Consider the following 24,152-nt stretch of genomic DNA (forward strand, 5'->3'; position numbering starts at 1 on the left):
TTAAAATGATAAGTCTTTGTTCAAAATTCCCTAAATGTTAAAAAATAAACGACGGACCGGCGTTGCAGGAATATCTCCGCACATTAGCGAATCTTTCTACAAGATCACCTAATAAATGGGAGTGACCATCAATGGCGAATACGTATTTGTTTACAGGTTTCCCTGGATTTTTGGCGAGCAGTCTCTTGAAAGAGATGCATCATCAATCCTTTCCAATTGAGCGGGTATATCTTCTCCACTTGCCTATAATGAAACAACAGGCGCACAGACAGCTGCAGCAATTAAAGGAAAGCGGGATAAATGCCGGTGATATTCAGCTTTTGGAAGGCGACATTACCAAGCCGGACTTGGGACTTGATTCCAATACGTCTCAATCATTAAAACAAGAAATCACCCACTTCTTTCACCTCGCCGCACTATACGACCTTGCTGTCCCTCTTTCTTCTGCGTGGAAGGTGAACGTCAAAGGCACACGAATGGTCAATCAATGGCTCCATTCCTGCCTCTCGCTGCAGCGATACATCTACTTTAGTACCGCCTTTGTATCAGGTCAGCGGGAAGGAATCATTTATGAGGAAGAGCTTACACACGAGCAAGGGTTTAAAAATCATTATGAATATACAAAATATATCGCCGAACAGTTGGTAACCCAAGCCCAAAGGGAACTGCCAACAACAATTATCCGACCCGGGATCACTGTCGGACATTCCCGCTCCGGGGAAACACTGAAATTTGATGGACCATATTTTATATTGAATATGCTGGGTAAACTAAATAAGCTGCCCTTTGTTCCGCATATCGGTAACAGCAGGGCAAAAATTAACCTTGTCCCCTATAACTATGTAGTCGAAGCCACCTTACATCTTGCCCACTTTGCAGAAGGATTGAACAAAACCTACCACTTAACCGATCCGAATCCTTACCCCGCTCAGGACATCTATGAAATGTTCTCTAATGAATTAAATAATAAAGAACCACACCTCACGCTTCCTGTACCAATTGCAAGCACAGCATTACAACTTAAATGGATAAGAAAATGGATGGGTGTTCAAAGAGAAGCCGTGTCTTACTTTCTATGTGAAAGTGAATACGACTGCACTCATACTCTTTACGATTTAAGGAAAACAGATATTCGCTGTCCGGATTTTGCCTCCTATGCATCTCACTTGGTTGACTATTACAAACAGCACAGAGACAAAAAAGAGAAGCATGTATCGATCGTATAAAAAAAGAAGCTGGATTCAAAATCCAGCTTTCTTTTGTTAGGGTTCTTAAAATGGATTTCCTTGCCGTTCATTGTAATGATGAACCATGGACACAATCATGGCACCCATTTTGGGCTGCTCAGGCTGAAGCACTTCACTAATGCCCGCTCGTTCAAGCTCAGAAGCCGTCACCTTACCGACCGCCACTGCTAGTACTCCTTCATTGAAAGCATTGACCAATTCTTCAGCTCGAGGTGTGTGAAGCAGTAAATTCTGAACTTGGGTTTTACTCGTAAAAACGACTGCATCCAAGGTTTGACTAAGAATATTTGTTTCCAGTTCCTCTAAAACTTTCGGATCCGGTCTTTCATATTTATAAGGCTTTGAGAGATATACAGAAAAGCCAAACTGCTCTAAGCTTTCTTTCAATTCAGCGTCATCCTGATTATAAGCTTGCAAGAAGATCCGCTGGCTTTGTTCGTTGTTTGTTTCCTTTTTTAAATAGTGAAACAGGTTATCCATCGTCCCGTCTTCAGCTGTTAAATCTGCATTCAAGTTGTGTTCTTTCATCCATCTCAATGTTTTGCTGCCTCGAACGGCGAGTTTCAACTGGGATAATTTTTTAATAAACTCACCTTGCAAACCGCTGTCTACTGCTGAATCCTCCAGGGTTCTTGCCCCTATACCTGTCGTGAGCACCGCCCAGTTAAAAGGTTCATCAATCAATGTACCGACGTTTTCTCTGCATGTCTGTTCGTTTAGCTGCTGTTTGCCCTGGATGGAAAATACACGGGATGTTCCACCCTGCTTTTCTATTAATTTTGAAATGTTCTCTGCTTGTCTTGAAGCAGCAATTCCTATATGTTTATCTGTTAATCCAGACACTGCTCATCCTCCTTTTTCAACAGCATATAAAGCCAGTCGATCATTTTCATCTGCTTTTCCTCTAATAGGAACTGCTCAGCCAGCAGCTCTTTTAATAAGCTCTGCTGCTTTTCTTTAGAGAGCATCGAATGTTTAATAAGCTTGCGAGCTTCATATAAAAACTCGATATAATTACCGTATTCCTCATCAAAATCCTGTTCCATCTGTTTTTTTAACTGGCCGGCTAAAAGTGGACTTGCACCGTTAGTAGAAATTGAAATGGAGAGTCTTCCTCTCTTAATAGAAGCGGGGATATAGACGTTTCCTCGTTCCGCTTTTTCAGCGTCGTTAATCAAGGAGTCTTTAGGAGCACTGTCAATAATCTGCTGATTCACTGCGGGCTGATTTGTAGCGGCAACGATAAAAAAAGCACCTTGAAGATCACTTGGATCAAATGTTTTTTGTTTCCAAGTAATCGACTGCTCTTTCCACAACGCATCCAGTCCACTGGTTAACGCAGGGCTGATAACCTCGGGGGTCACGCCCCATTCTGCTAAATTCAGCACTCGGCGTTCCGCCACTTGACCGCCGCCTACTACTACCACTCGCTGATTTGATAAATCAACCATTAAAGGCAAAATTCCCATAATATGCGCTCCCGTATTTAGATATTTTGCACCTGCTTATGTTTACCCTAATTATCAGGATTACAACCAATCTTTCAAAGATTTCCTTTTGTATCTAATGCCTCTTGAACACGATCCACGGCAGCTTCCTGGATGAAAGGGTGGTGCCCTAAATACTCGCAGAACACATATCGCTCACCAAGCTCGTCTACTTTTTTCCTCATGGATTGAATCAGCACTCCTGTAAACCACAAATAAGGAACGATAAAAACCTGCTGTGAATCCACCTTTTCCAGTTGAGCAAGGGCTTGTTCAAAAGAAGGCTTGAGAGCTGCTAAAAAACAAATGTCGAGGTGGGAAATATTCGTTTTTGCTTTCAACCGTTCCCCGATTTCTTCCATGTCTCTTCTCGTTTTAGGATTTCGGCTTCCCCGGCCTACTAATAGAATCCGGGCATTTTCATGAATCGGCTCCTTTGCTTCCTTCATCCTTTCAGCAAGGATATCTACTAAACGATCCTGAACTCCCAGCGGTTTTCCATACGTAAATGTGAGGTTCGGGTACTCTGCTTTTATTTCGTTCAGTTCAGCAGGTATATCCTTGTAATAGTGACCGGCATCGAGCAAAAGCAGAGGAACAACTGCAATATTCGTTGCCCCTTCAGCTGCAAGCTTTTCTACAGCTGTATGAATATTCGGCTCTGCTATTTCCAAAAAACAACCCTCTTGAAGCGGTGCATCTACTTGATGCTTGAGCAAATCAATAAACTTCAATGCTTCCTGCTTAGCGGCTTCCACCCTGCTGCCATGACTAACATATAATACACCTTGCAATGGGTAAGTCACTCCTTATCCTACAAATGCCTGGGTTTTAGAATCCTCTTCCAAATGAAGCTGTTCAAACCATTGCAGCTTCTCTCTTAGTGTAACAACCTCACCAACAATAATCATGGAAGGATTAGTGATATGATCCATTTTTTCCGAAATATCAGCCAGGGTGCCGACCACCGTTTGCTGACGGTTCGTCGTTCCCCAATGAACGAGAGCGATCGGTGTTGTGGCCGGACGTCCAAATTGAATCAATTTATTACAAATCTCAGGAAGCTTCTTTACCCCCATATAAATACACAGCGTATCAATACTCTTGGCCAGGTGATGCCAGTACTGATCTTCCTCCGCTCCTAACTTCGTTACTCCTGAAACGAACGCCACAGATGAACTGAAGTCTCTATGAGTAAGAGGAATTCCGGCATAGGCAGGTGCGGCAGATCCAGAGGAGATCCCAGGCACGATTTCAAAAGGAATTTTCCGCTTGGCTAACTCCTCCGCTTCTTCTCCTCCACGTCCAAAGATGAATGGGTCTCCCCCCTTCAGCCTGGTCACGGTTTTCCCTTGAGTCGCGTAATTACATAACAGCTTATTAATATCTTCTTGACTGAAAGAGTGGTTATCGGGGCTTTTTCCACAGTACACAAGCTCTGCTTCCGGTTTTGCATAAGTTAAAAGCTCTTCATTGATAAGTCGGTCATATAATACGACGTCTGCTTTCTGAATGGCCTTTAAACCTTTGACAGTGATTAGTTCCGGATCACCAGGACCTGCTCCAACTAAAAATACTTTTCTCATGATTCCACTCCATCCTTAAAATGATTTTGAAAATCGCTGTTTATTACTACTCTATGAAATGAACGGACCGAAAACTTCTAAAGATCACTCTCTTCCATGGAGACCGCATTCGGTTTTGTCAAAGCCGCTCCATCGGCCTTCCCTGGAATCCTCCAGACTCCCCGTTGGGAAAGTACATGGCTGGCAGCCGATACTCGGATAGCCTTGATCATGCAATTCGTTGTAAGGCAACCCGTTTAGTCGGATATAAGACCATACATCATCCCAAGTCCAGTGAATAAGCGGGCACACCTTTAAGGATTTAAAACGATCATCTTTGTTAATAAAATCCGTTTTACTACGGATCGGCGACTGTTCTCGTCGAAGGCCGGAAATCCAGGCAGGAACTCCTGTCAGTACTTCTTCCAACGGCTTCACTTTTCTTAAATAACAGCACTGGTTTGGGTTTCGCTCCCATAAGGCGGGACCATATTTCTCTGATTGTTCATCGATGGTTAATGACGGTTTTTTCATTTCTATTTGAAGCTTAGGATATTTTTCCTTGACTTTGTCAATTAATTCATAGGTTTCTTTAAAATGTACACCTGTATCAAGAAATACAACCCTTGCATTTTCTTTGACTTTTGAGATTAAATCAACTAAAACAATTCCTTCTGCCCCAAAGCTGCAGGCATACACAATCGAATCTCCAAATGAATCATACGCCCACTTTAACACCTCGGCTGCCCCTTTTGTTTCATCTACAGGCTGTAACTGTTTAAAAGGATCGCCGGGGAAATGATCATAGCTGATACTATTTGTCACGTTTCTACCCCTCCAAGCTCAGATGAGCTGTGAATTAATTCTCAATAAAAAGTCCTCTTCTTATCATATTAAGAAGAGGACTTTATCGTTCGTCACTAAGTGGGCGCTCTTCTTATCTTCCAGACAATCATTTGTCCGTAGGAGTTAGCACAGTGTTTGATCATAAACCTGTTGCCGAGGCTTCCAAGGGCCTATCCCTCCACCTCTCTGGATAAGAAATCATTGTAGTTCGATGATTTAGTTAATGATGGTTATCATATGATGAATTGAACAAAATGTCAACAGCTTGTACAGAGAATGCTGTTTTTCCTGTTTTTATCCATTTACCGAATCAGGCTTCCATCCATCGTTCGTATAATTTATCGATGTCTTGAGCGAGTGCTCTTTTTTCTTTTTCAAGCTTTTCAATGTCGGAGCTTGAAGTCTTTCTTTCCATTTCTTCCTCAATAAGCGCCAATTGCTGCTCCTTTTCTTCGATCTGGACTTCGAGACTTTCCGGCCGGCTGGAGGGAGATTCCGGCTTAATCGCCGCCTTCACAGCTTCTTTCTTTACTGTCACAGACTTTTGTTCTTCTAAAAGCGCGTTCCAATGATGATTCGTTTCTTCATAGCTTCCAAAATACCTGTGGAGCTGTCCGTTTACTAAATAAGCCGTTTCGTTAAAGCATTGATTCAAGAAATAACGGTCGTGGGAAACGCATATGACCGTACCTTCAAAACCTTGAACGGCGTCTTCGAGGACTTCCTGGGAATCAATATCCAAATGATTCGTCGGTTCATCAAGCACGAGAACATTAATCCCTTGATGCATAAATATAGCTAACTTTAACCGCATCCGTTCTCCACCGCTAAGCTGCCCGATTTTTTTAAAAACATCATATCCATAAAACATAAAGCCAGCTAATATATGCCGCGCCTGTCCTTCAGTTACTCGAATAAAGCTTCTGAAATAATCAATCATCCGCACGTGTTCATCATTGTCTTGAAGCGGATTTTGAGCTAGATAGCCAAACTTTGCAGATGGGCCTGTGCGAATGGTTCCTTGATCTGGTTTCTCAACTTTTAATAACAACTTTAATAAGGTGGATTTTCCGCACCCGTTTTCTCCAACAATCGCAAGCCGGTCCCTATATCGAATGTGTAAATCAAGATCAGCCAAAATATTTCTTGAAGCATAGCTTTTGTGAAGCTTTTCAGCGACTATAATGTCTTTGCCCATTCGATCTTTGGTATGGAAAGTTAAATTCATTTTTTTTGGGTCGATGAGCGGTTTGTCGATTTTTTCCATTCGTTCAAGGGCACGCTCCATGCTTTTGGCTTTCTTAAACAATTTTTCATTTGGAGGATTTGCTTCATTTGCCCATTGCCTTAAACGTTTAATGGCTTCTTTCATTTTTTTTATCTTTTTCTGCTGCTCCTGGTATTGATGAAACTCTGCCAGCAGCTTTTCTTCTTTCTGCTTTTCATAAGAAGAATAATTCCCTTTGTAACGGTCAATTTCTCCTGATTCAATCTCCATAATGCCATCCACTGTATGATCAAGGAAAGACCGGTCATGCGAAATCATACAGACGGTCCCATGATACTGTTGAATATAGCCTTCCAGCCACTCAATGGCTTGTAAATCCAAATGGTTGGTCGGCTCGTCAAGTAAAAGCAAACCTGGTTTTTCCAAAAGAATTTTGGCTAAGCCGAGTTTTGTCTTTTCTCCCCCGCTCAAATGTCTGCACGATTGGTTCAGCAGAGACTGGATATTTAATCCTTGAGCTACCTGGCTGATCATGGATTCCATTTCATACCCTCCAGCCCTGGTAAAGCGATCCTGCAATTCCCCATATTGTTTTAAGGCTTTCTCCATCTGTTCCGGGTCAAGCATCGCTGTCTCTAATTTCTTCATTTCTTCCATCATTTGTTGAAGAGCATGAAAAGCGGACTTCAAATAGTCATAGCCCGTATCATTCCGTTCTTCTGGAATCTGATGCAGGTAGCCGATCGATAGCCCTTTTTGTATGAACAAGTCACCGCCATCTAAGGACTCCTCCTTAGTCAGCAGACGAAACAGTGTTGACTTACCGCTGCCATTTCTTCCTACCAGCGCGGCTTTCTGCCCTGCTTGCAGTTCAAAGTTCAGTGCTTGAAATAATTCATTTCCCCCAACAATTTTATAAGCATTTTTTAAAGTAATTAACATTTTCATTCCTCCTAAAGACAAAAAAAGCCAGAGGTCCCGTTACCTCTGACTTTAGTCCAAACAAATATAAATTCAGGTATGAGACGTTTCCTTTTCATTATTCAACTGTAAAAGTGGACATACGTGTCCCTTGTACAGTTGCTTCATGAAAAATCGCACGGATGAAATGCAAAAGCTTCTGATCAATCGCGTGCTTCGGAAACATCTTCATACCCCCTTTTGTCTTTAGAATTACTCTCATTATAACGTAAAGATAAATGCTTATCTAGGCTTTTTTTGGTCCGCATACGTACCGAGTTTCTTCAGAAGATTAATGGCCTGCTTCTTCTCTTCTTCAGACAGCCCTGCAGTGATCGCTTCAATCTGTTTCCAATGATCAGGAAAAATGCTGTGCAGCAATTCTCTGCCTTTTTCAGTAATGGAAGCAAATGTAATTCTTCGGTCTTCTGGGCAGGGAATCCGTTCAAGATACCCTTTTTCTTCCAATTTATCCACCACGTAAGTAATGCTGCCGCTGGCTAAAAGAATTTTCTCTCCAATTTTTTGGAGCGGCTGGTCGCCTTGATGGTATAACAGCTCAAGCACTCCGAACTCCGTTGGGTTCAAGTCATAACGCTGAATATCATCCTTCACTAAGTCGGCAATGGAACGCTGTGCTTTTGATAATACGACAAATAATTTCAATGAGGGGTCTTCTTTTTTCTGGCGGTAGAGATTTTGATCGGTCATGCTACTCGCGTCCTTTCTAGGTAGGCTGCTAATAAGGTTAGTATAGATAGAGTGATTTTACACTGTCAACTTTCGTAAACGAGCTGTATTTTGAAGGGTGATTTTTGGTTTCCTCCAATGGTTGTGTCATAATGAATACGATTCCCTATTTTACCATACAGAAAGCGGTGACACGAATTGGTAAAAGATACTGGAGAACGCGTCATTCCCGAATTTATGAAACCGACTAATAATCTTCTCCTAGAACATATAGCCCGTTACCAATTCGCATTAGCTTATATGAAAGGCCGAGTTCTTGACCTTTCCTGCGGATCCGGCTATGGCACACACATGATTGCTAAGGAATGTAAAAGCGAAATTGAAGAAATCATTGGTGTGGATATTGATGAGGAGATCCTTGAATACGCCAGAGGAAGGTATTACCATCCAAAGTCCCGGTTTGAAGCACACGATGCAGTTGATTCATCTTTGATGGAAAAAATCGGGACTTTTGATGTGATTGTCAGTTTTGAAACATATGAGCATGTGTCAGACGAGGAAAAATTGCTGCAAAATTACTACCAGCTGTTGAAGCCTGGAGGCACACTGCTGGTATCAACCCCGTTCGGTGAAGGAAGAGGGATTCCCTGCGGCTCCCCTTTTCATTTTCATCAAATAACCGCAGATCAATTCAGAGAACTGTTTTCCAACTACCAGGAAACATCATTTTATTATCAAAAAGGAGTCCTGATCGAGCCTCCAAGAGAAGGTGTCTACCACCCTTTAGGAATTGCCGTGTGCAAAAAATAAAGAAAGAGCCATTATTTTGACGGCTCTTTCCTATACCCTGAAACCTCTGTAAAATATTTCCTTGCCACTTATCGAATATCTCCACATACCATAACTACATGCCCATCGGGATCCTCAATGTTGAACCAGCCGAAATCACCGTGCTGCTCAATTTCCCTGACAATTGGAACCTGTTGTTCTTTTAGATCCTCATAAGTTCTTTTCAAATCGTTCGAACAGAAATTGAACACCGGGGTCTTAATTGGTTCAAATTGATAGGAGGGATCATTACAATGATCGTCAATCGTGAGATAAGAACCTTCCTTCGTCGGAAGATTGTACACGGGAGATTGGACGTCTTCCTCACGAAACGGCAGACCCAGCAGCCAGCTGTACCAAGCTGCTGACTTCTTTAAATTTCGGGTATGTATAAAGACACCGTGCACCCGGGGGTTACTGTTTTTTCCATGATTTCAGCTCCTTCCATAATCATCCACTTCTACTTTTTCGTCACATTTAAAAAAACTCCTCCCTATAAAAAACTCCCGCTCATTCTTTTGAGCAGGAGTCGATGAATCCTCCAATTTTACTCAGCGCGATTGTTTAAGCGGAGCGCGTTATCTCCGCCTGTTAGAAAAGTGAAGTGATCCGGGAGAACTTCGATCGTAGAATCGGTTTTTCCATGGATTTCTCCATCCATATCCACGTCTTGTTCCGGTTCTGTGCTGACCTTTATTTGTTCTCCCTGCATATGAGAGAGCTCCTGGAATCTTCGTTGTTCGGCTCCAGGCTGTCCCATCGTTAGCAGTTCCCTGAAAGAGGTTAAATTAGAATTTTTGATAATTAATACATCAAGCTTGCCGTCCTGTAAATGAATCGTAGGGACTGGAAGCTGACGTGTGCCAATGAACTGTCCATTTAATACGAGGATCATAACCGCTTCTCCTTTTATCGTGTCCTCATCCACTTGAATGGAAAAATTAAAAGGAGCTGCCTGATTAATTGTTTTCAAAGCACTAATAAAATAACTGAGCACGCCAAAACGATCTTTCTGTCCTTCATCGATATTAAAAGAAGTCTGTGTAACTAAGCCGATCCCCCAGAAGTTGAGAAAGTATCCTTCATCAGCTTTTCCTGCATCTACCTTTCTCTCTTCTCCCTGAATAATCGCACGGGCAGCCTGCTGCATATTCTGAGGAATATCCAGTACCCTGCTGAAATCGTTGCAAGTTCCTCCTGGCAGGATTCCAATCACAGGAGGATTTTCCACTTCCGCTAGAATGTTGATGCATTCATGCAGCGTACCATCTCCTCCAAGAATAAAAAGGACTTCTACCTGCGGAGCTTCTTCTCTGCAAGCATTCTGAAACTCTTCTAATGAAAGGGTTTGAATGATGGACAATTGTTGTACTTCCTGTGAAAGGATAGGTATAGTTGCCGAAAGGTTTTGTTCAAGCATCCCTGGTTCACTATTTCCGTTATATATATATAAACCTGTGTTGTAACGAGGCATTCATGATCTTCCCTTCAAAGTGACATTACAACTATGATTTCCTTTTCAGTTGGAAATGAAACTATCGTCCCAGTAAAGATTTTTCTCCTTTCGATTTCCCAACAAATAGCAGGTTCGTGTAGCAAGGAATGACAAATTCAGTTAAAATAGGATAAGAATAGACAGACAAAAAAGGATGGACGGCATGACTTATTCAGTTAATTTGTTCAAACTAATGTTCCGCCGCAATGATTACTTATTCAAATTAAATGAAGCAGAAAGAATTAAAAATGTATATAATCTATTATTCTTGCTTTTATTAGGGACAATTCTTACATATTTATGGTCGTCCTGGATTGGTCTCGGAACAGATCCGATTTCCGCCAATATGGCAGAGTTGAATCGAATTGAATACGAGTTTCGAAAAGCCTGGTTTTTACTTGGCCGCGCAGCCTATTCTTTCATTCTTTTTATTTTCGTTATCTTCATCGCTTCTTTTTATTTTTGGCTCTTTAATGATACTTCTTATAAAAAATTATTTATCGTCCAGATGAACGTGTTAATGATTATGCTGCTGGAAAGGGTAACCTGGATTCCACTGATGGTTTACGCTGGGATCGACTGGTACGTTTCTCCCTTCTCGTTTGGGGTAATAGCCTCTTATGTCACAAGCCAGGATTGGCTGGTTTATTTTTTTGGCGCCATTTCCATTTTCCAGTTGTTTATCATCTGGTATCAAGTCAAATGCATCTCCTACCTCTCTTCCACCAAAATCGGCTGGATCTGGACAGGAACCATCATTTGGCACATTCTTCTATGGGCAGGAACAGCAGCATTATCCTACTATGATCTGTTTTTGCTCTACCTAATCAGATAAAATAGCCGAGGTGATAACGAGATGAAGAGAACCAATTACAAAGGGAGAATTATTGGAATTGCTATCGTTGCTTTTATCACAGCCAATGCTCTCTTAATCTACTTTGATGACAATGACGAAGTCGATCGTAAATCATACATTAACCAGTGGTCCAAATCCATCACCTACGATCTGTACAATACGCTCGATACTAAAGGAGTTCTGGCCGCCGACGCTTCCAATTCTGTGTACTTTGATAAACAGACAGGGGCCTTTCAGGAATTTCTTATTCAAGAGGGTGACCAGGTCGAAGAAGGGGACGACCTTTATACATATGAAGTCAGCGATTATACACAGCAGCAAACAGAGCTTGAATCAAGGTTAGATCAGCTGGAGGAAGAAAAGGAAGCGATCCAATCTTACATCGATGAAGTGGAAAACATTGATATTCCGGAATCTGAGAGCAGCAGCGCATATTCAGGAGCGTTTGGTACGAGTCCCGGAGGTGAATTCAGCAGTACGGCAGACAGCAATTCAACCACTAACACAAATGAGAACTCGAACGACAGTAAACAGGATGCAACGGCCACCGCTAAATTCAATAAACAAGAAGCCGTTGCAGAAAAAGAATTAGAACTCTCCCAAAAAGAAGCGATGATTTCTATGGTTGAAGAGCAGCTTGATGAGCTGGAGGAAACCGGACAAACGATTACTGTTAAAAGCCCGTTTACTGGGACCGTCACTCACATATCCAAGGATTTGTCTGATCCGCTGCTTACTTTAAAGTCTTCCAATCTCTTAATTGAAGGCAAGTTTGATGAAAAAGAACGGAAAAAAGTCGAACAAGATATGATGGCAGACATAAATATTCCAGATCTGGAACTTCAATTAACTGGAACATTAGCTTCCGTTCGGGATTTCCCGAATAAAACAGAAGTTTATGGCAGCAGTCTTTACCCATTTACCGTCACCTTAGATGAGCAAAATAAAGATCTGCTCCCCGGTTACCACGCGGATGTGGAAGTGATTACAGCACAGGCAGAGGATGCTGTAACAGCTATGGAGGATGTTCTGATCACTAAAAAGAACCTCTATGCATGGGTTATGAATGATGAAGGAGTACTGGAAAGAAGAACCATTGAGACCGGAATAAAGGAAAATGGCTTAGTAGAGATTAAGAAAGGCTTGAAGCCAGGAGAATGGCTTGCTTATACTCCAAAAGATGAATTCAGAAGACAGGCTGGCTTTATCACTCCTATTAAAATGCGGGAGCTCTACGTTCAGGAGCTATTCGATATAGACACGAAAACAATAAAGACCTATGGCTTACTTGGTTTATTCGCTCGTTAGTAGGAAGCCCACATATCGTTGTGGGCTGTTTTTATGAACACAAATGAATTGCATTCCCGGCCCCCGCATGGCACGATGATGGAAGAAAAAGACTGAACAGAAGGAACGATTTTATGAAACTTAGTATACTAGAACAATCTCCGGTTCTCTCAGGAATGAACGCTCACGATGCGCTAAAGCAGACAACTGAGCTTGCTCAGTGGGCGGATAAGCTTGGCTACCATCGTTTTTGGGTGGCGGAACATCATAGTACAGATAGTTTAGCAGGCTCCACTCCTGAAGTATTGGCGGCTCATTTAGCAGGTAAAACAGAAAACATCCGCATAGGCACAGGCGGAATACTCCTTCCCCACTATAGTGCTTATAAGGTGGCAGAAACCTTTCGTGTCCTCGAGACCCTTCATCCTGGAAGAATTGATTTAGGAGTAGGACGTGCGCCTGGAGGAAAACCAAACGTAAATCTTGCCCTCAACAAAAATAAATTCCCTAGTGTTGAAGATTATCCCGCTAAAATTTCTGAATTGATGGCTTATCTTCATGGTGAAGATCCTCAAGGAATGGGGATCTCAGCCACACCTCATGGCAATTCTTCTCCACCGATCTGGATGCTCGGCTCTAGTGGTACGAGCGCCCGTCTTGCCGCTGACATAGGAGCTTCCTATTCTTTTGCCCATTTTATTAATGGCCATGGAGGAACAAAAGCCATGGAGCGCTACCTCAACTATTTTAATGCTTCTATTCAGCAGCAGGAACCCAAGGGAAATGTTTCGGTGTTTGCCGTGTGTGCAGAAACAGATGAGCAGGCAGAATACCTGGCAGCCAGCCTTGATCTTGCCATTCTTAAAATTGAACAAGGCAAGCAGATCCGGCGTTTCCCTACCCCGGACGAAGCCCTGAACTATTCGTATTCCATGTTTGAAGAAGAGCGGATTCAAGAGAATCGAAGCCGTATCATTGTTGGTTCCCCTGACAAAGTAAAAATGGAATTAGAAAGCCTGGCAGAAAGCTACTTCGTTGATGAAGTCATTATTAATACGATCGTCACTCCCTTTGAAGCTCGATTGAAATCTTATGAATTATTAGCTAAGGCTTTTCAATTAACCCCCCGCTCTACATGAGCGCAGTACGTATCGTACGTTTAATGCTCATTAAAAACGGAAATTTAACTAAAATTAGCATGATATGAGAGGAGTGAAAGAAAGATGCTTGCTCTGGATCATATAGTCGTAGCTTCACAAAATCCGGAAGAGGCATGTGCTTCCTACGCAAGAAAAACAGGGTTCAAAACAGTGGAAGGTGGAACGCATGAGAAATGGGGAACATACAATCATCTATGTTTTTTTCCAAACCAAAGCTACGTCGAATGGATAGGAATCATTGATGAAATAAAAGCTTCTCATTCAGAGAATCCATTAATTCAGCAATTATATGAAGCCCTAGCGCAAAATCAGCAGGGACTTATCCAATTTGCTCTTCGGACTGCGAACATGGATGCGTATGTCCACGAATTTCAGCAGCAAAACATTCCCTATAGCGGGCCTTACCAAGGGCAGCGTCAGAAGCAGGATGGAGAGCTGTTAAAATGGCAGATGCTCTTTCCTTCTGTGAAAAGCGATTCATGGACCGCTCCTTTTCTCATCGAATGGGAAAAGGATAGGATCCCTGAAGATAAGAGTGCAGAGGTGAATCAGCCTTTAACGGAGCTGAACATAGGAGTGAGGAGTCCGGAACATTCAGTACCTCTATTTCAGGACCTTTATCAGCTCGGGCCGGCAAGAACTGAGAAAGGCGAAATAGGAAATCCCAGCTTTTACTGGCCGCTTGAGAATGCAAAGCTTACTATGTCCATTGGGGAAGGACTTGAAGCAAATGTTAATGGTATGATCTTATAATAAAACGAAACCATCGAGGAAACTGTCTATCGTTCTTCCTCGATGGTTTTTTATCAAAAATGGGCGTGTACGTATGCAGGCTGGACATTATCTCCTTTTCGGCCGTCCCGCAGGACGCTCTAGAGACAGAAGATCTTCATCCATATTCATAACCTTTTGTTCTACCATTTGGCGGGCATCGGCAATCGCCTTGTTATACATAAATGGCCCCAGCTCCTCTACCATCATTTGTACAATCTGATCTGCCGCAAGATCGCCAAGCACTTCTCCGCGTTCAAGCTCGAAGTATTCTTTCACTCGATCTACGAGGTATTCCCTTTCCTCTTTTGATAACGTATGAGTCATTGTCTTTCCTCCTTCCGTCTCCATAGTAGCACAGAGCAACTCTAGCTCATGGCCACTGCACATACCGTATCGTTTGGTTTTGTTGGCTTTACAAAAGCCTCAATATTGCGGAACCCGCTTTTTTGAAGCATCGACGTAAGCTGGCCGCTCAATACTTCTGTTGTATCATCAGTGGCTCCTTTTTCATGAGGGCACAGCGTAAGGGCAATTCTTCCATTCGGCTTCATATGCTGTTTTAGAAACCGTAACGTTTCGACTGGATTTTTCCAATACGTCACGTTATTTATTGAATACACTTTATCAAAGGTAAGATTAAACTGTTCAATCAGAGCCGCTTCACCATGAACGATACAAACCTGCTCGAGAAAAGGCAGTTTCCCAAGCCTGCGGATTGTCGTCTCGACCATCGCCTCGGAAGGGTCAATGGCAAGCACTTTCACCTGATTCGATTTTAATAGCTGTTTGATTGCACTTCCCGGTCCGAATCCCACCTCTAAAACGTGTTCGTTATCCTTCATATTTAAAAATGATAATGTCCATTCATTTAACTCTTCATTCTCTTTAGACATAAACCAGCCTGCTAGTTTGCCAGCAGCTCCATGCGGGCGTGAAAATTGCGAACCTAACATTTTTCGCATTCCTCCTTTTCTAACCCTTACCTTCCCTTATCCACCTTTTCTTTAACTTGTCCGAGAAAAAACGTGGCTGGGACATCATTAAAACCTTCCTTCTATAGACGAACAAAGAAGGGCAGGGAAAGGAAGTTTGATTAAGACCAGCATGTCCTGTGCCACATCGACCTGCTTTGCGGAAAAAGAAATCTTCTGCCGGAGCGGCCATGCTCCCACCTTATAAGAAGTTGAAGTTCAACTAACCTAAAAATCCGAACGAGGGTAAAGTCTTATCGTAATAAGTTCACCTTCATTCGGATTTAATAGGGGCTAAAACTCTTTTGTACCAGCCCCGTTTTCAGGTGTAGGAATGGATGAATTCCTGATCCTGTTTATTTTTGATTTTCCAATGTCTATGGTTATGGATCGATACAGGTCCATAATTACGTAAACCTTTTTGGTTTCCCGTTGAAATAATCGATACATTCGGCTTTTCTGGGCGGTATATTTCAAGTGGTTCATCCGTTAAGAAGCGTTTGAGATTTTCCGCGAGTACGGTCTCTTGTTTCCTTGGAGACCCTTTTTTCTTCGCATGAGAGAATTCATCTATACCTGTTACGTGTCCGGCTGCAGCGAAAATATAATCAAAGTTTTTTAATTGCATCGTCGGCTGTACAAGTACCCTTCCCTCTTCATCTGCTGCTATACCTGAAGCGTCAAAAATCCCCGCTTTAGAAGCTCCTCCAAGCCAAAGAACTCCAGTATTCCTCACTTTATTGCCTAGATTGGTGAGTATAAACGAATCTTCGATGATGTCTGCAGTTTCATTTTCCCAAACGCGGACACCTCTTTTAGTGAGAAGGCTGCGAAGTCTATTGGATAGAGGGCTGGAAGTATTCCACGTTTTATCTGAAGTTAACAACCGCACATCGCCCGGAATATTTCGGTTGTTTTTGTACGATTGCATAGCGAATGCAACTTCTATTCCTGACGTTCCTCCTCCAATAATCAAAGGATGGTTCGTCTGTTTCAGCTTATCGATTTGCTTATACAATGGATCAGCGGTCCTTTCTATACCTGTCCCTTCACTTGGTTTTAGGAGACTGCTTTCCCCCATATCAAAGCTAATGACATCAAAGGGGTAAACAGTGTCATCGGAACATACCAGCTTTTTCTGCCGGGGATATACAACAGAAGGGATTTTTTTAATGAATTGACCGCCTGCCCTCGCCAGCAATGATTCAGCATTAACACGTATATCTTCCGCAGAATAAATTCCTTCTATATATCCGGATAGCATTCCCTTGTGTTCGTAATAGCTCGATGGTGAGATTAGACAGACATCAACACCCTGCCAGCTGCCTTCAGCCATCGATCGGAGCACTTCCAGATGAGCAGGGCCCGACCCTATTAACAGCATTCGCTTTGACACATTTCAGCCCCCTTCCCTAGATAAAAACATCCACATGGAACTTGACCATGTGGACGCGACAGTTAAAGGTGTTTTTGCAAAAATTCCTCAACCTCTTCAGGAGTTTTTGCATAAGCACTGTGTAAATGAGCGAGTTTATCCCCTTGTTTAAACACGAGCAGACTAGGAATGCCCATCACTTCATATTGTTCAGCTGCTTCCGGCAGTTCATCCCGGTTTACTTCGTACCATTGATACTCCTTGTATTCCGTCAATATATCACCGATAAACATATCCATTCTCCGGCAATCCGGACACCAGTCCGCTTGAAACTTAACAATAACCGGCTGTTCACTCGAAATGATTTGATTAAATGCTTCCATTGTATGAATCGGTTCCATGATGTAATTGCTCCTTTGTTAAAAGTATTCTCTATTATCTTAAAAAATCTATTCCTGTTTGTCCTGCCACACGCTTACGAATATTCGACGCGTCCAAGCAGCCAGGCAGCAAGCAGACCGGCGATAAAGGTAACCCCGCTTACAAACCACATCAGATTGCTTTCCGGCAGTCCTGGAAAAATAACAAAAACGGATCCGATCACAAACCCAATGATCAGCGCGAACGTCCCTGAGGTGTGGTGCTCCAGGAAATAATTGATGATTTTACTCATAAAGATTAACCCTAAAGCAACCCCTAAGCCTACAACTGCGATAATATCGATTCTCAGCTCAGAAATACCATGAATAACGGTAGTATATACTCCTATAATTAACAAAATAAAAGACCCGCTGATCCCTGGAAGAATCATGGCGCTGCTAGCAATCCAGCCGGAGAAGAATAAAAACACATACGTGGCTAGTGTAAGGTTCTGCATCGGTTCCGATTCGTTCGCCTGAAAGAATGCCAGCGATCCGACAATCACTACTCCGATCAGAAAAATGAGATAGTGCCGGCTGGTAAAATTATGTTTTACATCCGCTTTATGCGAAAGAAACGGGACGACTCCAATGATCAGTCCTAAAAAGAAAAATTCAGTTGGCCCGGGATAATGGCCAAACAGCCACTCGATCAGTTTAGACAGCATTAATATCGAAATGCCAACCCCGATTCCCAGTGGAAGTAAAAACTTTAAATGCTTCTTCCACTCCCGGCTGAAGAATCCATTGATAGCTTCGATCAGTCGATCATAAATTCCTAAAACGACCGCTATTGTTCCGCCGCTCACACCCGGCACGACGTCACTTGCACCCATCAGGATGCCGCGGTAAATGTTTTTCCATTCCCACATGTATTTCGAACTCCTTTATTTCATTCTCTCTCTTTCCCTCTTACATTCTACCAGACATTGATATGATTTTATGTCACTTTGTTAGATTTGTCCAAAAAAACAAGCCTGAAAAACAACTCAATCTTTGCTGTTATCAGGCTAAATAGTCCAGCGGTTCTCCACATGCATTCGCAAGCTTCTTGGCCTGCTGATGAAAGTATTCATAATCAAGCTCTTCCAGTTCTTCCACGTCGACCGCCTTGATCATGTATTCCCCAAACCGCCACACATCTTTTCTGACTTCCGCACCGTCTACAACCGCAATCTTGTACAAGGCCTCAAGTACGCCGTTCATCACTGACAAATCATGTCTGCCGTAAATTCTTATTTGATAAAAGCTTTTATACAAGTATTCCCTGTATGGTTTGGGTTCCAGTATAAGCCTAAGATCCTGGTTATGATCAGCATAATAACGAATTGGAATGAATTGCTGACCGAGTTCCGCCAGTAACGAACCAATTCTATTAATACAATTCACAGCGGTATGAGGATCATTAATACTCGGAGAAATCGATTTAACTGCAATCTCTACAAGCTTTTGAATCGAAAACTCAATATCCTGGATATCCGTCCGCTCATTCCCTATGAGAAGGAATTGTAAACAGTATTCAGGAGAGAATTCATCCGATTCATTGTTTTGAATGTAATAAAAAATCGGCATTCCTTTTTGGATATAGTGCCCGATAAAAAAGTCCGCTTCTAGCAGAACATCATTTTCTTTAGCCCAAGCCATTAATGGCTTGATTTGAACCCCCTGTACATAACCAGATTGCTCAGCATAAATAACTCTCCGATTCGCACTTCGTATGTGGTCCACTTCTTCTTGATCCCACACGCTGCTTTCTTCATAATCTTTTTCTTCAAACGTTTTCTTAATAATTTTGGAAGTACTGAGACGTATTTGACCGATTAGATTGTTGACTTTAACGAATTGAGAGGAGTGATGGATAAACAATATAAAAAAAGCTAAACAAATAATAGATATGATTACGGTAAGAAACGGGCTGATAAGTCCCTTACTCTGTTCCTTTCCAAGCAGAAGTAAATTCACGAGTGAAAATATAAACCCGAAAGAATAAACTCCAAGTACATGCTGGGTAAAGCGGCTTCTCATAAAGTCCTGAAGCGTCCTTGGTGAGAACTGGGTCGTATAAGTTGTTAACACGACCATAATGGTCGAAAAACTAATCGTCGTCATCGTAAGGATTGAAGTAATCAATGACCCGTACAAGGTTTGAGCCACACTTTTATTCGTAAGAAAAACCGACGGGATGTTCTTTTCGAACTTAGGGACTAGCAAAAAGTCCGCTACGCTGACCAAACTGACTGCAGCCAGCGAAATTAATCCATATACCGCTGGTAAAAACCAAAAGCTGTCTCTCACATGAACCCACATTTTTTCTTTATTCATATATCCGCCTTCTTTCTATAATTCTACACCCCGCCTTTTACCTGAGCAGCCTCCCTTTAAACTGGGAAAATCTGTGCCTCTCAGTAAAGGAGCTTTTCGAGCCAGACGTGCGTGCGGTCATAATGAATCAGTGACTGCTTCAGCCATTCCTTCTGACGCTCATTTAGATGCGGAAAGATGTTATTAAAATCATCTTCATCCTTTTGCTTTGTATATTTCGCTTTATAAAGCAGGACGATTTCTGGATTTAAGTACGGAATACCCATTTCTGAATGCAACTGCATCCGTTCAATAGGGAATGTTATTTCTTTATCTCTCCTAAAGCAAAACAGGTCTCTCTTCCGCTCATTTAATAGAAGCTCCACCTCTTCTCCAGCTGGGTTGATGACATGAAGTTCATGAATCGGCGCTTCCAAATAGGTTTTTTGATCCCATAAAAACGCCTCTCCATTGCTGTAGAAATAGGCTTCCCACCCTTTCAGCACCGGAATCAAACTCAGCTGGTCATTGCGGAATACTGCAACCTCAATATCTTCATGACTGCGAGTTTCCTCGCCAATATGTAAATCAATCGCCCACCCTCCAGCCACCATCCATTTTCCTTGAAAAGACTTCAACCATTTCTTGATTTCCAGGCATCGGTCAAACATAGTCTCCCACCTTTCCCCTAGTATTCTTTCCATTTATCTCCACTCTATGACGCTAAATGGCTATTTTCGTTCTTTATAGCAATGATTGTTTTATTAACTAAGCACATTTGGTATAATTTTTTGAAACTGGCAAGTGTTTAAGTAAGGATGAATAGGGAATTAGTTAAAACACGTTATTATCCTTATCCTTCTTAATACTTAGAACAACGTTTTCCCACATTTATATTTTAAGATAAGGGTAATTTCAATCTATTAATGAAAGGATCCATACTTATGAACAAACAGATGCTCACCCCGGTTTTCATTATTTCTGCTATCGTAGTGACTATTTTAGTAATCATCGGGGCCATCAACCCTAGTGGGTTTGGTGCTGTAGCTACTCAATTATTTAACTTCACCACAATTAATTTCGGTTGGTTTTATCTGCTCTCCGTCTTTATGTTTGTCCTCTTTTTAGCCGCCCTGGCAATCAGCAAATACGGCAAGATCCGTCTCGGTCCTCCTGACTCGCGGCCGGAATATCCTTTCTTTACGTGGATCGGTATGCTTTTCTCTGCCGGATTTGGCGCGGGTCTTGTATTCTGGGGAGTCGCTGAACCGATGAGCCACTACTTTAAAACTCCCTTCCAAGGTCTTGAGGGTCAGACAGATGAAGCCGCACGTGTAGCCATGGGCTACGCCTTCTTTCACTGGGGAATCAGCCAGTGGTCGGTTTTTGCTATTGTGGGCATGATGATCGCATTTCTTCAGTTTAGAAAAAATAAAAATGGACTCGTTTCGACTGCTGTAGAACCTGTCCTCGGGAAAAACAAAACTGTAAAAACGATCATTGACTCCCTGGCGGTTATTGCTACTGTAATGGGGATTGCAACTTCACTCGGCTTAGGTATTCTGCAAATGAACGGCGGCTTAAAAGCCGTATTTGATGTTCCAAATTCGATTACGATTCAATTGATCATTACCTTCTGCCTGCTCGTTTTATACTTACTATCATCGAGTTCCGGTTTGAATAAAGGGATTAAGTGGCTGAGTAATATTAACTTAGGGCTTTGTCTGGTGCTGCTCGCTTTTGTCTTTATCGCTGGACCGACCGTGTTTATTCTGAACGGGTTTACTTTAGGAATCGGCGATTACATTACGAACTTTGTTCAATACAGCCTTCGCCTCACGCCTTATGAAGGAGGAGACTGGCTGCGCGAATGGACGATCTTCTATTGGGCATGGGTTATTGCCTGGTCACCATTCGTTGGAGCGTTTGTGGCACGTGTATCCAGGGGAAGAACGATACGCGAGTTTATCTTCGGTGTACTGGTTGTACCTCCGGCTATCGCCTGCTTGTGGATTGCTACCTTTGGCGGAACGGCGCTGAACAGCGACTTAAATCACGGCACGAAAATTGCCGAAGCAGTGAACAACGATGTAACCGTTGCCCTGTTTGAAACCTACTCCCACTTGCCTATGACAGGAATCATGTCACTACTTTCTATCTTGCTGATCGCAACCTTCTTAATTACATCTGCTGACTCAGCTACTTATATATTAGCAAGTATGACATCCAATGGGGATTTAACACCTGCCCTGCCGATTAAGATTATCTGGGGGGTCCTCATGGCTGCTATTGCAGCTGTATTACTCGTTGCCGGCGGATTAAATGCCTTGCAGACCGCATCACTTGTTTCTGCCTTGCCATTTACAGTAATTATTATCATATTTGTTTACGCTTTTACGAAAATCATCAGGCAGGAGCCAGTGCCTGAACGAAGACTGAAAAGCGAGCGGGACAAACAGAAAAGAAGTTCATAATTAACAAGGGCCTGTGACAAAAGTGTTTTAGCCATAATAAAAATCCGGATGAAGGTGAACTTATTCTGATAAGATTTCACCATCATCCGGATTTTTCAGGTAGGTAAACTTCAAATTCTACTTAGGATAGATAGATTGACTGCTCGTGTCATAAACCCACTCTTTCTCTAATTCTATCCATGTGTTCAGCTGCTTCTTTCCGTACTTTACTCCCTCCATCTTTTAAACATTTATCGATCTCGTCTGTATTCTCCAGTAAGTGCCGGTACTTAACTCTAGGACCAGCAATCACACGGTTCATCACTAAAAACAACTCTTCTTTGATTTCTCCGTATCCGATCCCCTTTTGAAACGCATGGGCCATTTGCTCGGTTTCTATAGGAGTGGCAAATTCACGGAAAAGAGTGAATAATGGCGATCCTTCTCTGTCCTTAGGAGCTTCCGGCGGCAAAGAGTCTGTTACAATCCTTTTCACAAGCTTATGCAGCGATTTTTCCTCCGTAAACAGTGGAATGGTGTTTCCATAACTCTTACTCATCTTCCTCCCGTCCAGCCCGGGAATAATTTCTGATCCTTCCGCAAATACCGGCGTAGGAAGATCAAAGGTCGAACCATATAAACGATTAAACGATTCTCCAATATCCTTCGCCATCTCCAAATGCTGCCTGTTATCTTTTCCTACAGGAACTTCAGAACCGTTAAAGAGAAGAATATCCGCTGCCATGAGAATGGGGTAGTTAAACAACCCCATATTTACTCCGTCATCTCTATCTCTCCCTTCGCGGTTGTTCTGTTCCACTTGCGCTTTATAAGCATGCGCCCGGTTCATCAGGCCTTTGCCAGTTACGGAGCTGAGTATCCAATGAAGTTCAGGCAGTTCTTTAATATCGGATTGACGATAAAACAAGGAACGCTCAGGGTCAAGGCCGAGTGCCAGCCACGCAGCGGCCACCTCATAGGTCAGACTCTTAAGCTTGGAGCGGTTATGAATAGAGTTCAAGGCATGTAAATCAGCTATGAAATACATAGATTGGTGCTCTTCTTCTGCTGCAAGCTTTAAAGCAGGCTTAATTGCTCCTAAATAATTTCCTACATGGGGAGTTCCAGTCGGTTTAATACCTGTGATGATTCGCTTCATTGAATTCACTCCTTTATTCATTTTTTGTATAAAAAAGAGCCCTCCTCCTAAAAAGGACGAGAGCTCCCGTGGTGCCACCTTTATTCACACTTGTAGTTGTGTGCACTAACATTTACAGCTGTCACTGTAACCTCTCTTGTATCGGTAAGAGTTCCTCCGCTGCTCCTACTGCTATTTTCAGCGCAGCTGCTCCAAAGCCCATTCAATGACTGCCCCTGCTGATTCCCACCTGCCATCAGCTCTCTGAAAAAGGCGGTGTCATTTACTCCTCTTCTTCATCGCTCTAAGTATGAAATTAAAAAAATCATATGGTAAAAGCGCTGTTTTGTCAATTGGAATTAAAAGATGGTGACTATTAAATACCATACATTTCCGAGCACCAGCAGTGATACAAGGGCTTTTTCAGTTACAGAGCCCGTTTTAAATGCAGCTGGGAACCGAAAGTACTTTTTTGAGAATGGAAAGAATATCGGAATGCCTTTCTTTGTCAGGAAATCTGCAAACAAATGTGAAACTGCACCGATGATAAATCCTGTAAGCAAAAACAAAGGTACATGGAAGACTCTTTCGATGATGCCGCTGTAAACGGCAAGTAAAGCAAGGAACAGCAGCGAATGGGTCATGTTTCGGTGACTTCTAACCATAATCAGGATCGGGAGCATTAAGAGGACATAAAACTTCAGCTGTTGTCTGTACACATCAAAGAATTCCGGCGCAAATAAAAATCCCAGCAAAGCGAGTGTGAATAGAAGCATAATCCCCCGCCAAAATTTTTGGCCCAATTTAGAGCTCGGTGTGTCGATGTCTGGAATTAAAGCTCCGAAAAGTACAAATACCAGATAAAGAACCGTCTGAAAAGGACTCTCCGGCATTAATTCGACTTGAGGCAGCAGAGTCATCGCCCCTATGCCAAAAGTAAAGCCCACCACCTGGTGTCCTGTTGCCATCATGTTGAAATCATCCTTACTATCAAAGTCGCTATCTATTTCATTATCGCAAATTTGAAAGAAAAAAGGAATTTATCCAATCTAAAAAACCCGCCTGTCCAGCG

General features: G+C 42.5%; 26 protein-coding genes, 1 riboswitch and 1 other annotated feature. Of the genes, 7 read left to right on the forward strand and 19 right to left on the reverse strand.

Features of this window, described 5'->3' with window-relative positions; translation table 11 throughout:
* Positions 1–131 precede the first annotated feature (131 nt).
* A complete protein-coding gene (locus MUN89_RS21475) occupies positions 132–1,226 on the forward strand; it encodes an SDR family oxidoreductase (protein ID WP_244710256.1) in 1,095 nt (364 codons plus the stop codon).
* Between the two features lie 45 nt (positions 1,227–1,271).
* Here the strand turns inward: MUN89_RS21475 and MUN89_RS21480 are convergent, their stop codons facing one another.
* From MUN89_RS21480 to MUN89_RS21510, 8 genes are all read right to left on the reverse strand, one after another.
* Positions 1,272–2,090 (reverse strand): uroporphyrinogen-III synthase, encoded by an 819-nt coding sequence (locus MUN89_RS21480; RefSeq protein WP_244710258.1) that lies wholly within the window; start codon positions 2,088–2,090, stop codon positions 1,272–1,274.
* Positions 2,078–2,716: an NAD(P)-binding protein gene (locus tag MUN89_RS21485; RefSeq protein ID WP_244710259.1), complete on the reverse strand. Its 639-nt coding sequence runs from the start codon at positions 2,714–2,716 to the stop codon at positions 2,078–2,080. Before MUN89_RS21485 ends, MUN89_RS21480 begins: the two co-directional genes overlap by 13 nt.
* A 74-nt stretch (positions 2,717–2,790) precedes the next feature.
* Positions 2,791–3,540 carry a sirohydrochlorin chelatase gene (locus tag MUN89_RS21490; protein WP_244710261.1) on the reverse strand — a complete coding sequence of 250 codons (750 nt, stop codon included), beginning with the start codon at positions 3,538–3,540 and terminating at the stop codon, positions 2,791–2,793.
* 3 nt (positions 3,541–3,543) lie between these two features.
* Positions 3,544–4,320, reverse strand: coding sequence for a uroporphyrinogen-III C-methyltransferase (gene cobA / locus MUN89_RS21495; protein ID WP_244710263.1), 777 nt, complete (start codon positions 4,318–4,320; stop codon positions 3,544–3,546).
* 84 nt (positions 4,321–4,404) lie between these two features.
* The gene (locus tag MUN89_RS21500) at positions 4,405–5,124 is read right to left on the reverse strand and encodes a phosphoadenylyl-sulfate reductase (RefSeq protein ID WP_305852435.1); all 720 of its coding nucleotides are present in this window, start codon (positions 5,122–5,124) and stop codon (positions 4,405–4,407) included.
* Positions 5,125–5,233: 109 nt separating this feature from the next.
* A riboswitch (SAM riboswitch) is annotated at positions 5,234–5,342 on the reverse strand.
* Positions 5,343–5,455: 113 nt separating this feature from the next.
* Positions 5,456–7,315, reverse strand: coding sequence for a ribosomal protection-like ABC-F family protein (gene abc-f / locus MUN89_RS21505; protein ID WP_244710264.1), 1,860 nt, complete (start codon positions 7,313–7,315; stop codon positions 5,456–5,458).
* Between the two features lie 97 nt (positions 7,316–7,412).
* Positions 7,413–7,520, reverse strand: coding sequence for an RAxF-45 family protein (locus MUN89_RS21910; protein ID WP_305852436.1), 108 nt, complete (start codon positions 7,518–7,520; stop codon positions 7,413–7,415).
* Positions 7,521–7,576: 56 nt separating this feature from the next.
* Positions 7,577–8,044, reverse strand: a complete 468-nt coding sequence (locus MUN89_RS21510) for a MarR family winged helix-turn-helix transcriptional regulator (RefSeq protein WP_244710266.1) — start codon at positions 8,042–8,044, stop codon at positions 7,577–7,579.
* 177 nt (positions 8,045–8,221) lie between these two features.
* Between MUN89_RS21510 and MUN89_RS21515 the strand changes: the two genes are divergently transcribed.
* The gene (locus MUN89_RS21515; RefSeq protein ID WP_244710268.1) at positions 8,222–8,833 is read left to right on the forward strand and encodes a class I SAM-dependent methyltransferase; all 612 of its coding nucleotides are present in this window, start codon (positions 8,222–8,224) and stop codon (positions 8,831–8,833) included.
* A gap of 68 nt (positions 8,834–8,901) precedes the next feature.
* Here MUN89_RS21515 and MUN89_RS21520 read toward each other — a convergent pair whose 3' ends face one another.
* Both MUN89_RS21520 and MUN89_RS21525 read right to left on the reverse strand, forming a co-directional pair.
* Positions 8,902–9,258, reverse strand: a complete 357-nt coding sequence (locus MUN89_RS21520) for a VOC family protein (protein WP_244710270.1) — start codon at positions 9,256–9,258, stop codon at positions 8,902–8,904.
* A gap of 140 nt (positions 9,259–9,398) precedes the next feature.
* On the reverse strand, positions 9,399–10,325 hold the full coding sequence (locus MUN89_RS21525) for a YegS/Rv2252/BmrU family lipid kinase (protein WP_244710272.1): 927 nt from the start codon (positions 10,323–10,325) through the stop codon (positions 9,399–9,401).
* A 184-nt stretch (positions 10,326–10,509) separates the two neighbouring features.
* On the opposite strand from MUN89_RS21525, the gene MUN89_RS21530 reads away from it, so the two are divergent.
* The 4 genes from MUN89_RS21530 to MUN89_RS21545 all read left to right on the forward strand — a co-directional run bounded on the left by MUN89_RS21530 (position 10,510) and on the right by MUN89_RS21545 (position 14,402).
* A complete protein-coding gene (locus MUN89_RS21530; protein ID WP_244710274.1) occupies positions 10,510–11,181 on the forward strand; it encodes a hypothetical protein in 672 nt (223 codons plus the stop codon).
* A 21-nt stretch (positions 11,182–11,202) separates the two neighbouring features.
* Positions 11,203–12,510, forward strand: coding sequence for an efflux RND transporter periplasmic adaptor subunit (locus MUN89_RS21535; RefSeq protein WP_244710276.1), 1,308 nt, complete (start codon positions 11,203–11,205; stop codon positions 12,508–12,510).
* 113 nt (positions 12,511–12,623) lie between these two features.
* Positions 12,624–13,628 (forward strand): LLM class flavin-dependent oxidoreductase, encoded by a 1,005-nt coding sequence (locus tag MUN89_RS21540; protein ID WP_244710278.1) that lies wholly within the window; start codon positions 12,624–12,626, stop codon positions 13,626–13,628.
* An 84-nt stretch (positions 13,629–13,712) separates the two neighbouring features.
* The gene (locus MUN89_RS21545; protein WP_244710279.1) at positions 13,713–14,402 is read left to right on the forward strand and encodes a VOC family protein; all 690 of its coding nucleotides are present in this window, start codon (positions 13,713–13,715) and stop codon (positions 14,400–14,402) included.
* An 87-nt stretch (positions 14,403–14,489) separates the two neighbouring features.
* Here the strand turns inward: MUN89_RS21545 and MUN89_RS21550 are convergent, their stop codons facing one another.
* The 7 genes from MUN89_RS21550 to MUN89_RS21580 all read right to left on the reverse strand — a co-directional run bounded on the left by MUN89_RS21550 (position 14,490) and on the right by MUN89_RS21580 (position 20,160).
* Positions 14,490–14,747, reverse strand: a complete 258-nt coding sequence (locus tag MUN89_RS21550; protein ID WP_244710282.1) for a DUF2164 domain-containing protein — start codon at positions 14,745–14,747, stop codon at positions 14,490–14,492.
* Positions 14,748–14,788: 41 nt separating this feature from the next.
* On the reverse strand, positions 14,789–15,376 hold the full coding sequence (locus tag MUN89_RS21555; protein WP_244710284.1) for a class I SAM-dependent methyltransferase: 588 nt from the start codon (positions 15,374–15,376) through the stop codon (positions 14,789–14,791).
* Between the two features lie 340 nt (positions 15,377–15,716).
* Positions 15,717–16,790 carry an NAD(P)/FAD-dependent oxidoreductase gene (locus MUN89_RS21560; protein WP_244710286.1) on the reverse strand — a complete coding sequence of 358 codons (1,074 nt, stop codon included), beginning with the start codon at positions 16,788–16,790 and terminating at the stop codon, positions 15,717–15,719.
* 62 nt (positions 16,791–16,852) lie between these two features.
* A complete protein-coding gene (locus MUN89_RS21565; protein WP_244710288.1) occupies positions 16,853–17,170 on the reverse strand; it encodes a thioredoxin family protein in 318 nt (105 codons plus the stop codon).
* A 74-nt stretch (positions 17,171–17,244) separates the two neighbouring features.
* Positions 17,245–18,060, reverse strand: coding sequence for a DUF368 domain-containing protein (locus tag MUN89_RS21570; RefSeq protein ID WP_244710290.1), 816 nt, complete (start codon positions 18,058–18,060; stop codon positions 17,245–17,247).
* Between the two features lie 133 nt (positions 18,061–18,193).
* A complete protein-coding gene (locus MUN89_RS21575) occupies positions 18,194–19,510 on the reverse strand; it encodes a DUF2254 domain-containing protein (RefSeq protein ID WP_244710292.1) in 1,317 nt (438 codons plus the stop codon).
* Positions 19,511–19,590: 80 nt separating this feature from the next.
* Entirely contained in the window at positions 19,591–20,160 is a 570-nt protein-coding gene (locus MUN89_RS21580; protein ID WP_244710294.1) for a nucleotidyltransferase domain-containing protein, read from the reverse strand.
* A gap of 273 nt (positions 20,161–20,433) precedes the next feature.
* On the opposite strand from MUN89_RS21580, the gene MUN89_RS21585 reads away from it, so the two are divergent.
* Positions 20,434–21,963: a BCCT family transporter gene (locus tag MUN89_RS21585; protein WP_244710296.1), complete on the forward strand. Its 1,530-nt coding sequence runs from the start codon at positions 20,434–20,436 to the stop codon at positions 21,961–21,963.
* 148 nt (positions 21,964–22,111) lie between these two features.
* Here the strand turns inward: MUN89_RS21585 and MUN89_RS21590 are convergent, their stop codons facing one another.
* On the reverse strand, positions 22,112–23,101 hold the full coding sequence (locus MUN89_RS21590; RefSeq protein ID WP_244710298.1) for a tryptophan--tRNA ligase: 990 nt from the start codon (positions 23,099–23,101) through the stop codon (positions 22,112–22,114).
* 49 nt (positions 23,102–23,150) lie between these two features.
* Positions 23,151–23,389 (reverse strand) — a binding site (T-box leader).
* Positions 23,390–23,439: 50 nt separating this feature from the next.
* Positions 23,440–24,051, reverse strand: coding sequence for a metal-dependent hydrolase (locus tag MUN89_RS21595; RefSeq protein ID WP_244710300.1), 612 nt, complete (start codon positions 24,049–24,051; stop codon positions 23,440–23,442).
* Between the last annotated feature and the right edge of the window lie 101 nt (positions 24,052–24,152).

Source organism: Halobacillus salinarum (assembly GCF_022919095.1).
Lineage (GTDB): Bacteria > Bacillota > Bacilli > Bacillales > Halobacillaceae > Halobacillus_B > Halobacillus_B salinarum.

Excerpts from the sequence above, each read along its gene's own strand:
- MUN89_RS21555 (WP_244710284.1), bottom strand. The coding sequence starts at position 15,376 with ATGTTAGGTTCGCAATTTTCACGCCCGCATGGAGCTGCTGGCAAACTA.
- cobA (WP_244710263.1), bottom strand. The coding sequence starts at position 4,320 with ATGAGAAAAGTATTTTTAGTTGGAGCAGGTCCTGGTGATCCGGAACTA.
- MUN89_RS21575 (WP_244710292.1), bottom strand. The coding sequence starts at position 19,510 with ATGAATAAAGAAAAAATGTGGGTTCATGTGAGAGACAGCTTTTGGTTT.
- MUN89_RS21485 (WP_244710259.1), bottom strand. The coding sequence starts at position 2,716 with ATGGGAATTTTGCCTTTAATGGTTGATTTATCAAATCAGCGAGTGGTA.
- MUN89_RS21530 (WP_244710274.1), top strand. The coding sequence starts at position 10,510 with ATGACTTATTCAGTTAATTTGTTCAAACTAATGTTCCGCCGCAATGAT.
- abc-f (WP_244710264.1), bottom strand. The coding sequence starts at position 7,315 with ATGTTAATTACTTTAAAAAATGCTTATAAAATTGTTGGGGGAAATGAA.
- MUN89_RS21590 (WP_244710298.1), bottom strand. The coding sequence starts at position 23,101 with ATGAAGCGAATCATCACAGGTATTAAACCGACTGGAACTCCCCATGTA.
- MUN89_RS21580 (WP_244710294.1), bottom strand. The coding sequence starts at position 20,160 with ATGTTTGACCGATGCCTGGAAATCAAGAAATGGTTGAAGTCTTTTCAA.
- MUN89_RS21510 (WP_244710266.1), bottom strand. The coding sequence starts at position 8,044 with ATGACCGATCAAAATCTCTACCGCCAGAAAAAAGAAGACCCCTCATTG.
- MUN89_RS21535 (WP_244710276.1), top strand. The coding sequence starts at position 11,203 with ATGAAGAGAACCAATTACAAAGGGAGAATTATTGGAATTGCTATCGTT.
- MUN89_RS21525 (WP_244710272.1), bottom strand. The coding sequence starts at position 10,325 with ATGCCTCGTTACAACACAGGTTTATATATATATAACGGAAATAGTGAA.
- MUN89_RS21540 (WP_244710278.1), top strand. The coding sequence starts at position 12,624 with ATGAAACTTAGTATACTAGAACAATCTCCGGTTCTCTCAGGAATGAAC.
- MUN89_RS21570 (WP_244710290.1), bottom strand. The coding sequence starts at position 18,060 with ATGTGGGAATGGAAAAACATTTACCGCGGCATCCTGATGGGTGCAAGT.
- MUN89_RS21545 (WP_244710279.1), top strand. The coding sequence starts at position 13,713 with ATGCTTGCTCTGGATCATATAGTCGTAGCTTCACAAAATCCGGAAGAG.
- MUN89_RS21550 (WP_244710282.1), bottom strand. The coding sequence starts at position 14,747 with ATGACTCATACGTTATCAAAAGAGGAAAGGGAATACCTCGTAGATCGA.
- MUN89_RS21565 (WP_244710288.1), bottom strand. The coding sequence starts at position 17,170 with ATGGAACCGATTCATACAATGGAAGCATTTAATCAAATCATTTCGAGT.
- MUN89_RS21595 (WP_244710300.1), bottom strand. The coding sequence starts at position 24,051 with ATGATGGCAACAGGACACCAGGTGGTGGGCTTTACTTTTGGCATAGGG.
- MUN89_RS21910 (WP_305852436.1), bottom strand. The coding sequence starts at position 7,520 with ATGTTTCCGAAGCACGCGATTGATCAGAAGCTTTTGCATTTCATCCGT.
- MUN89_RS21585 (WP_244710296.1), top strand. The coding sequence starts at position 20,434 with ATGAACAAACAGATGCTCACCCCGGTTTTCATTATTTCTGCTATCGTA.
- MUN89_RS21475 (WP_244710256.1), top strand. The coding sequence starts at position 132 with ATGGCGAATACGTATTTGTTTACAGGTTTCCCTGGATTTTTGGCGAGC.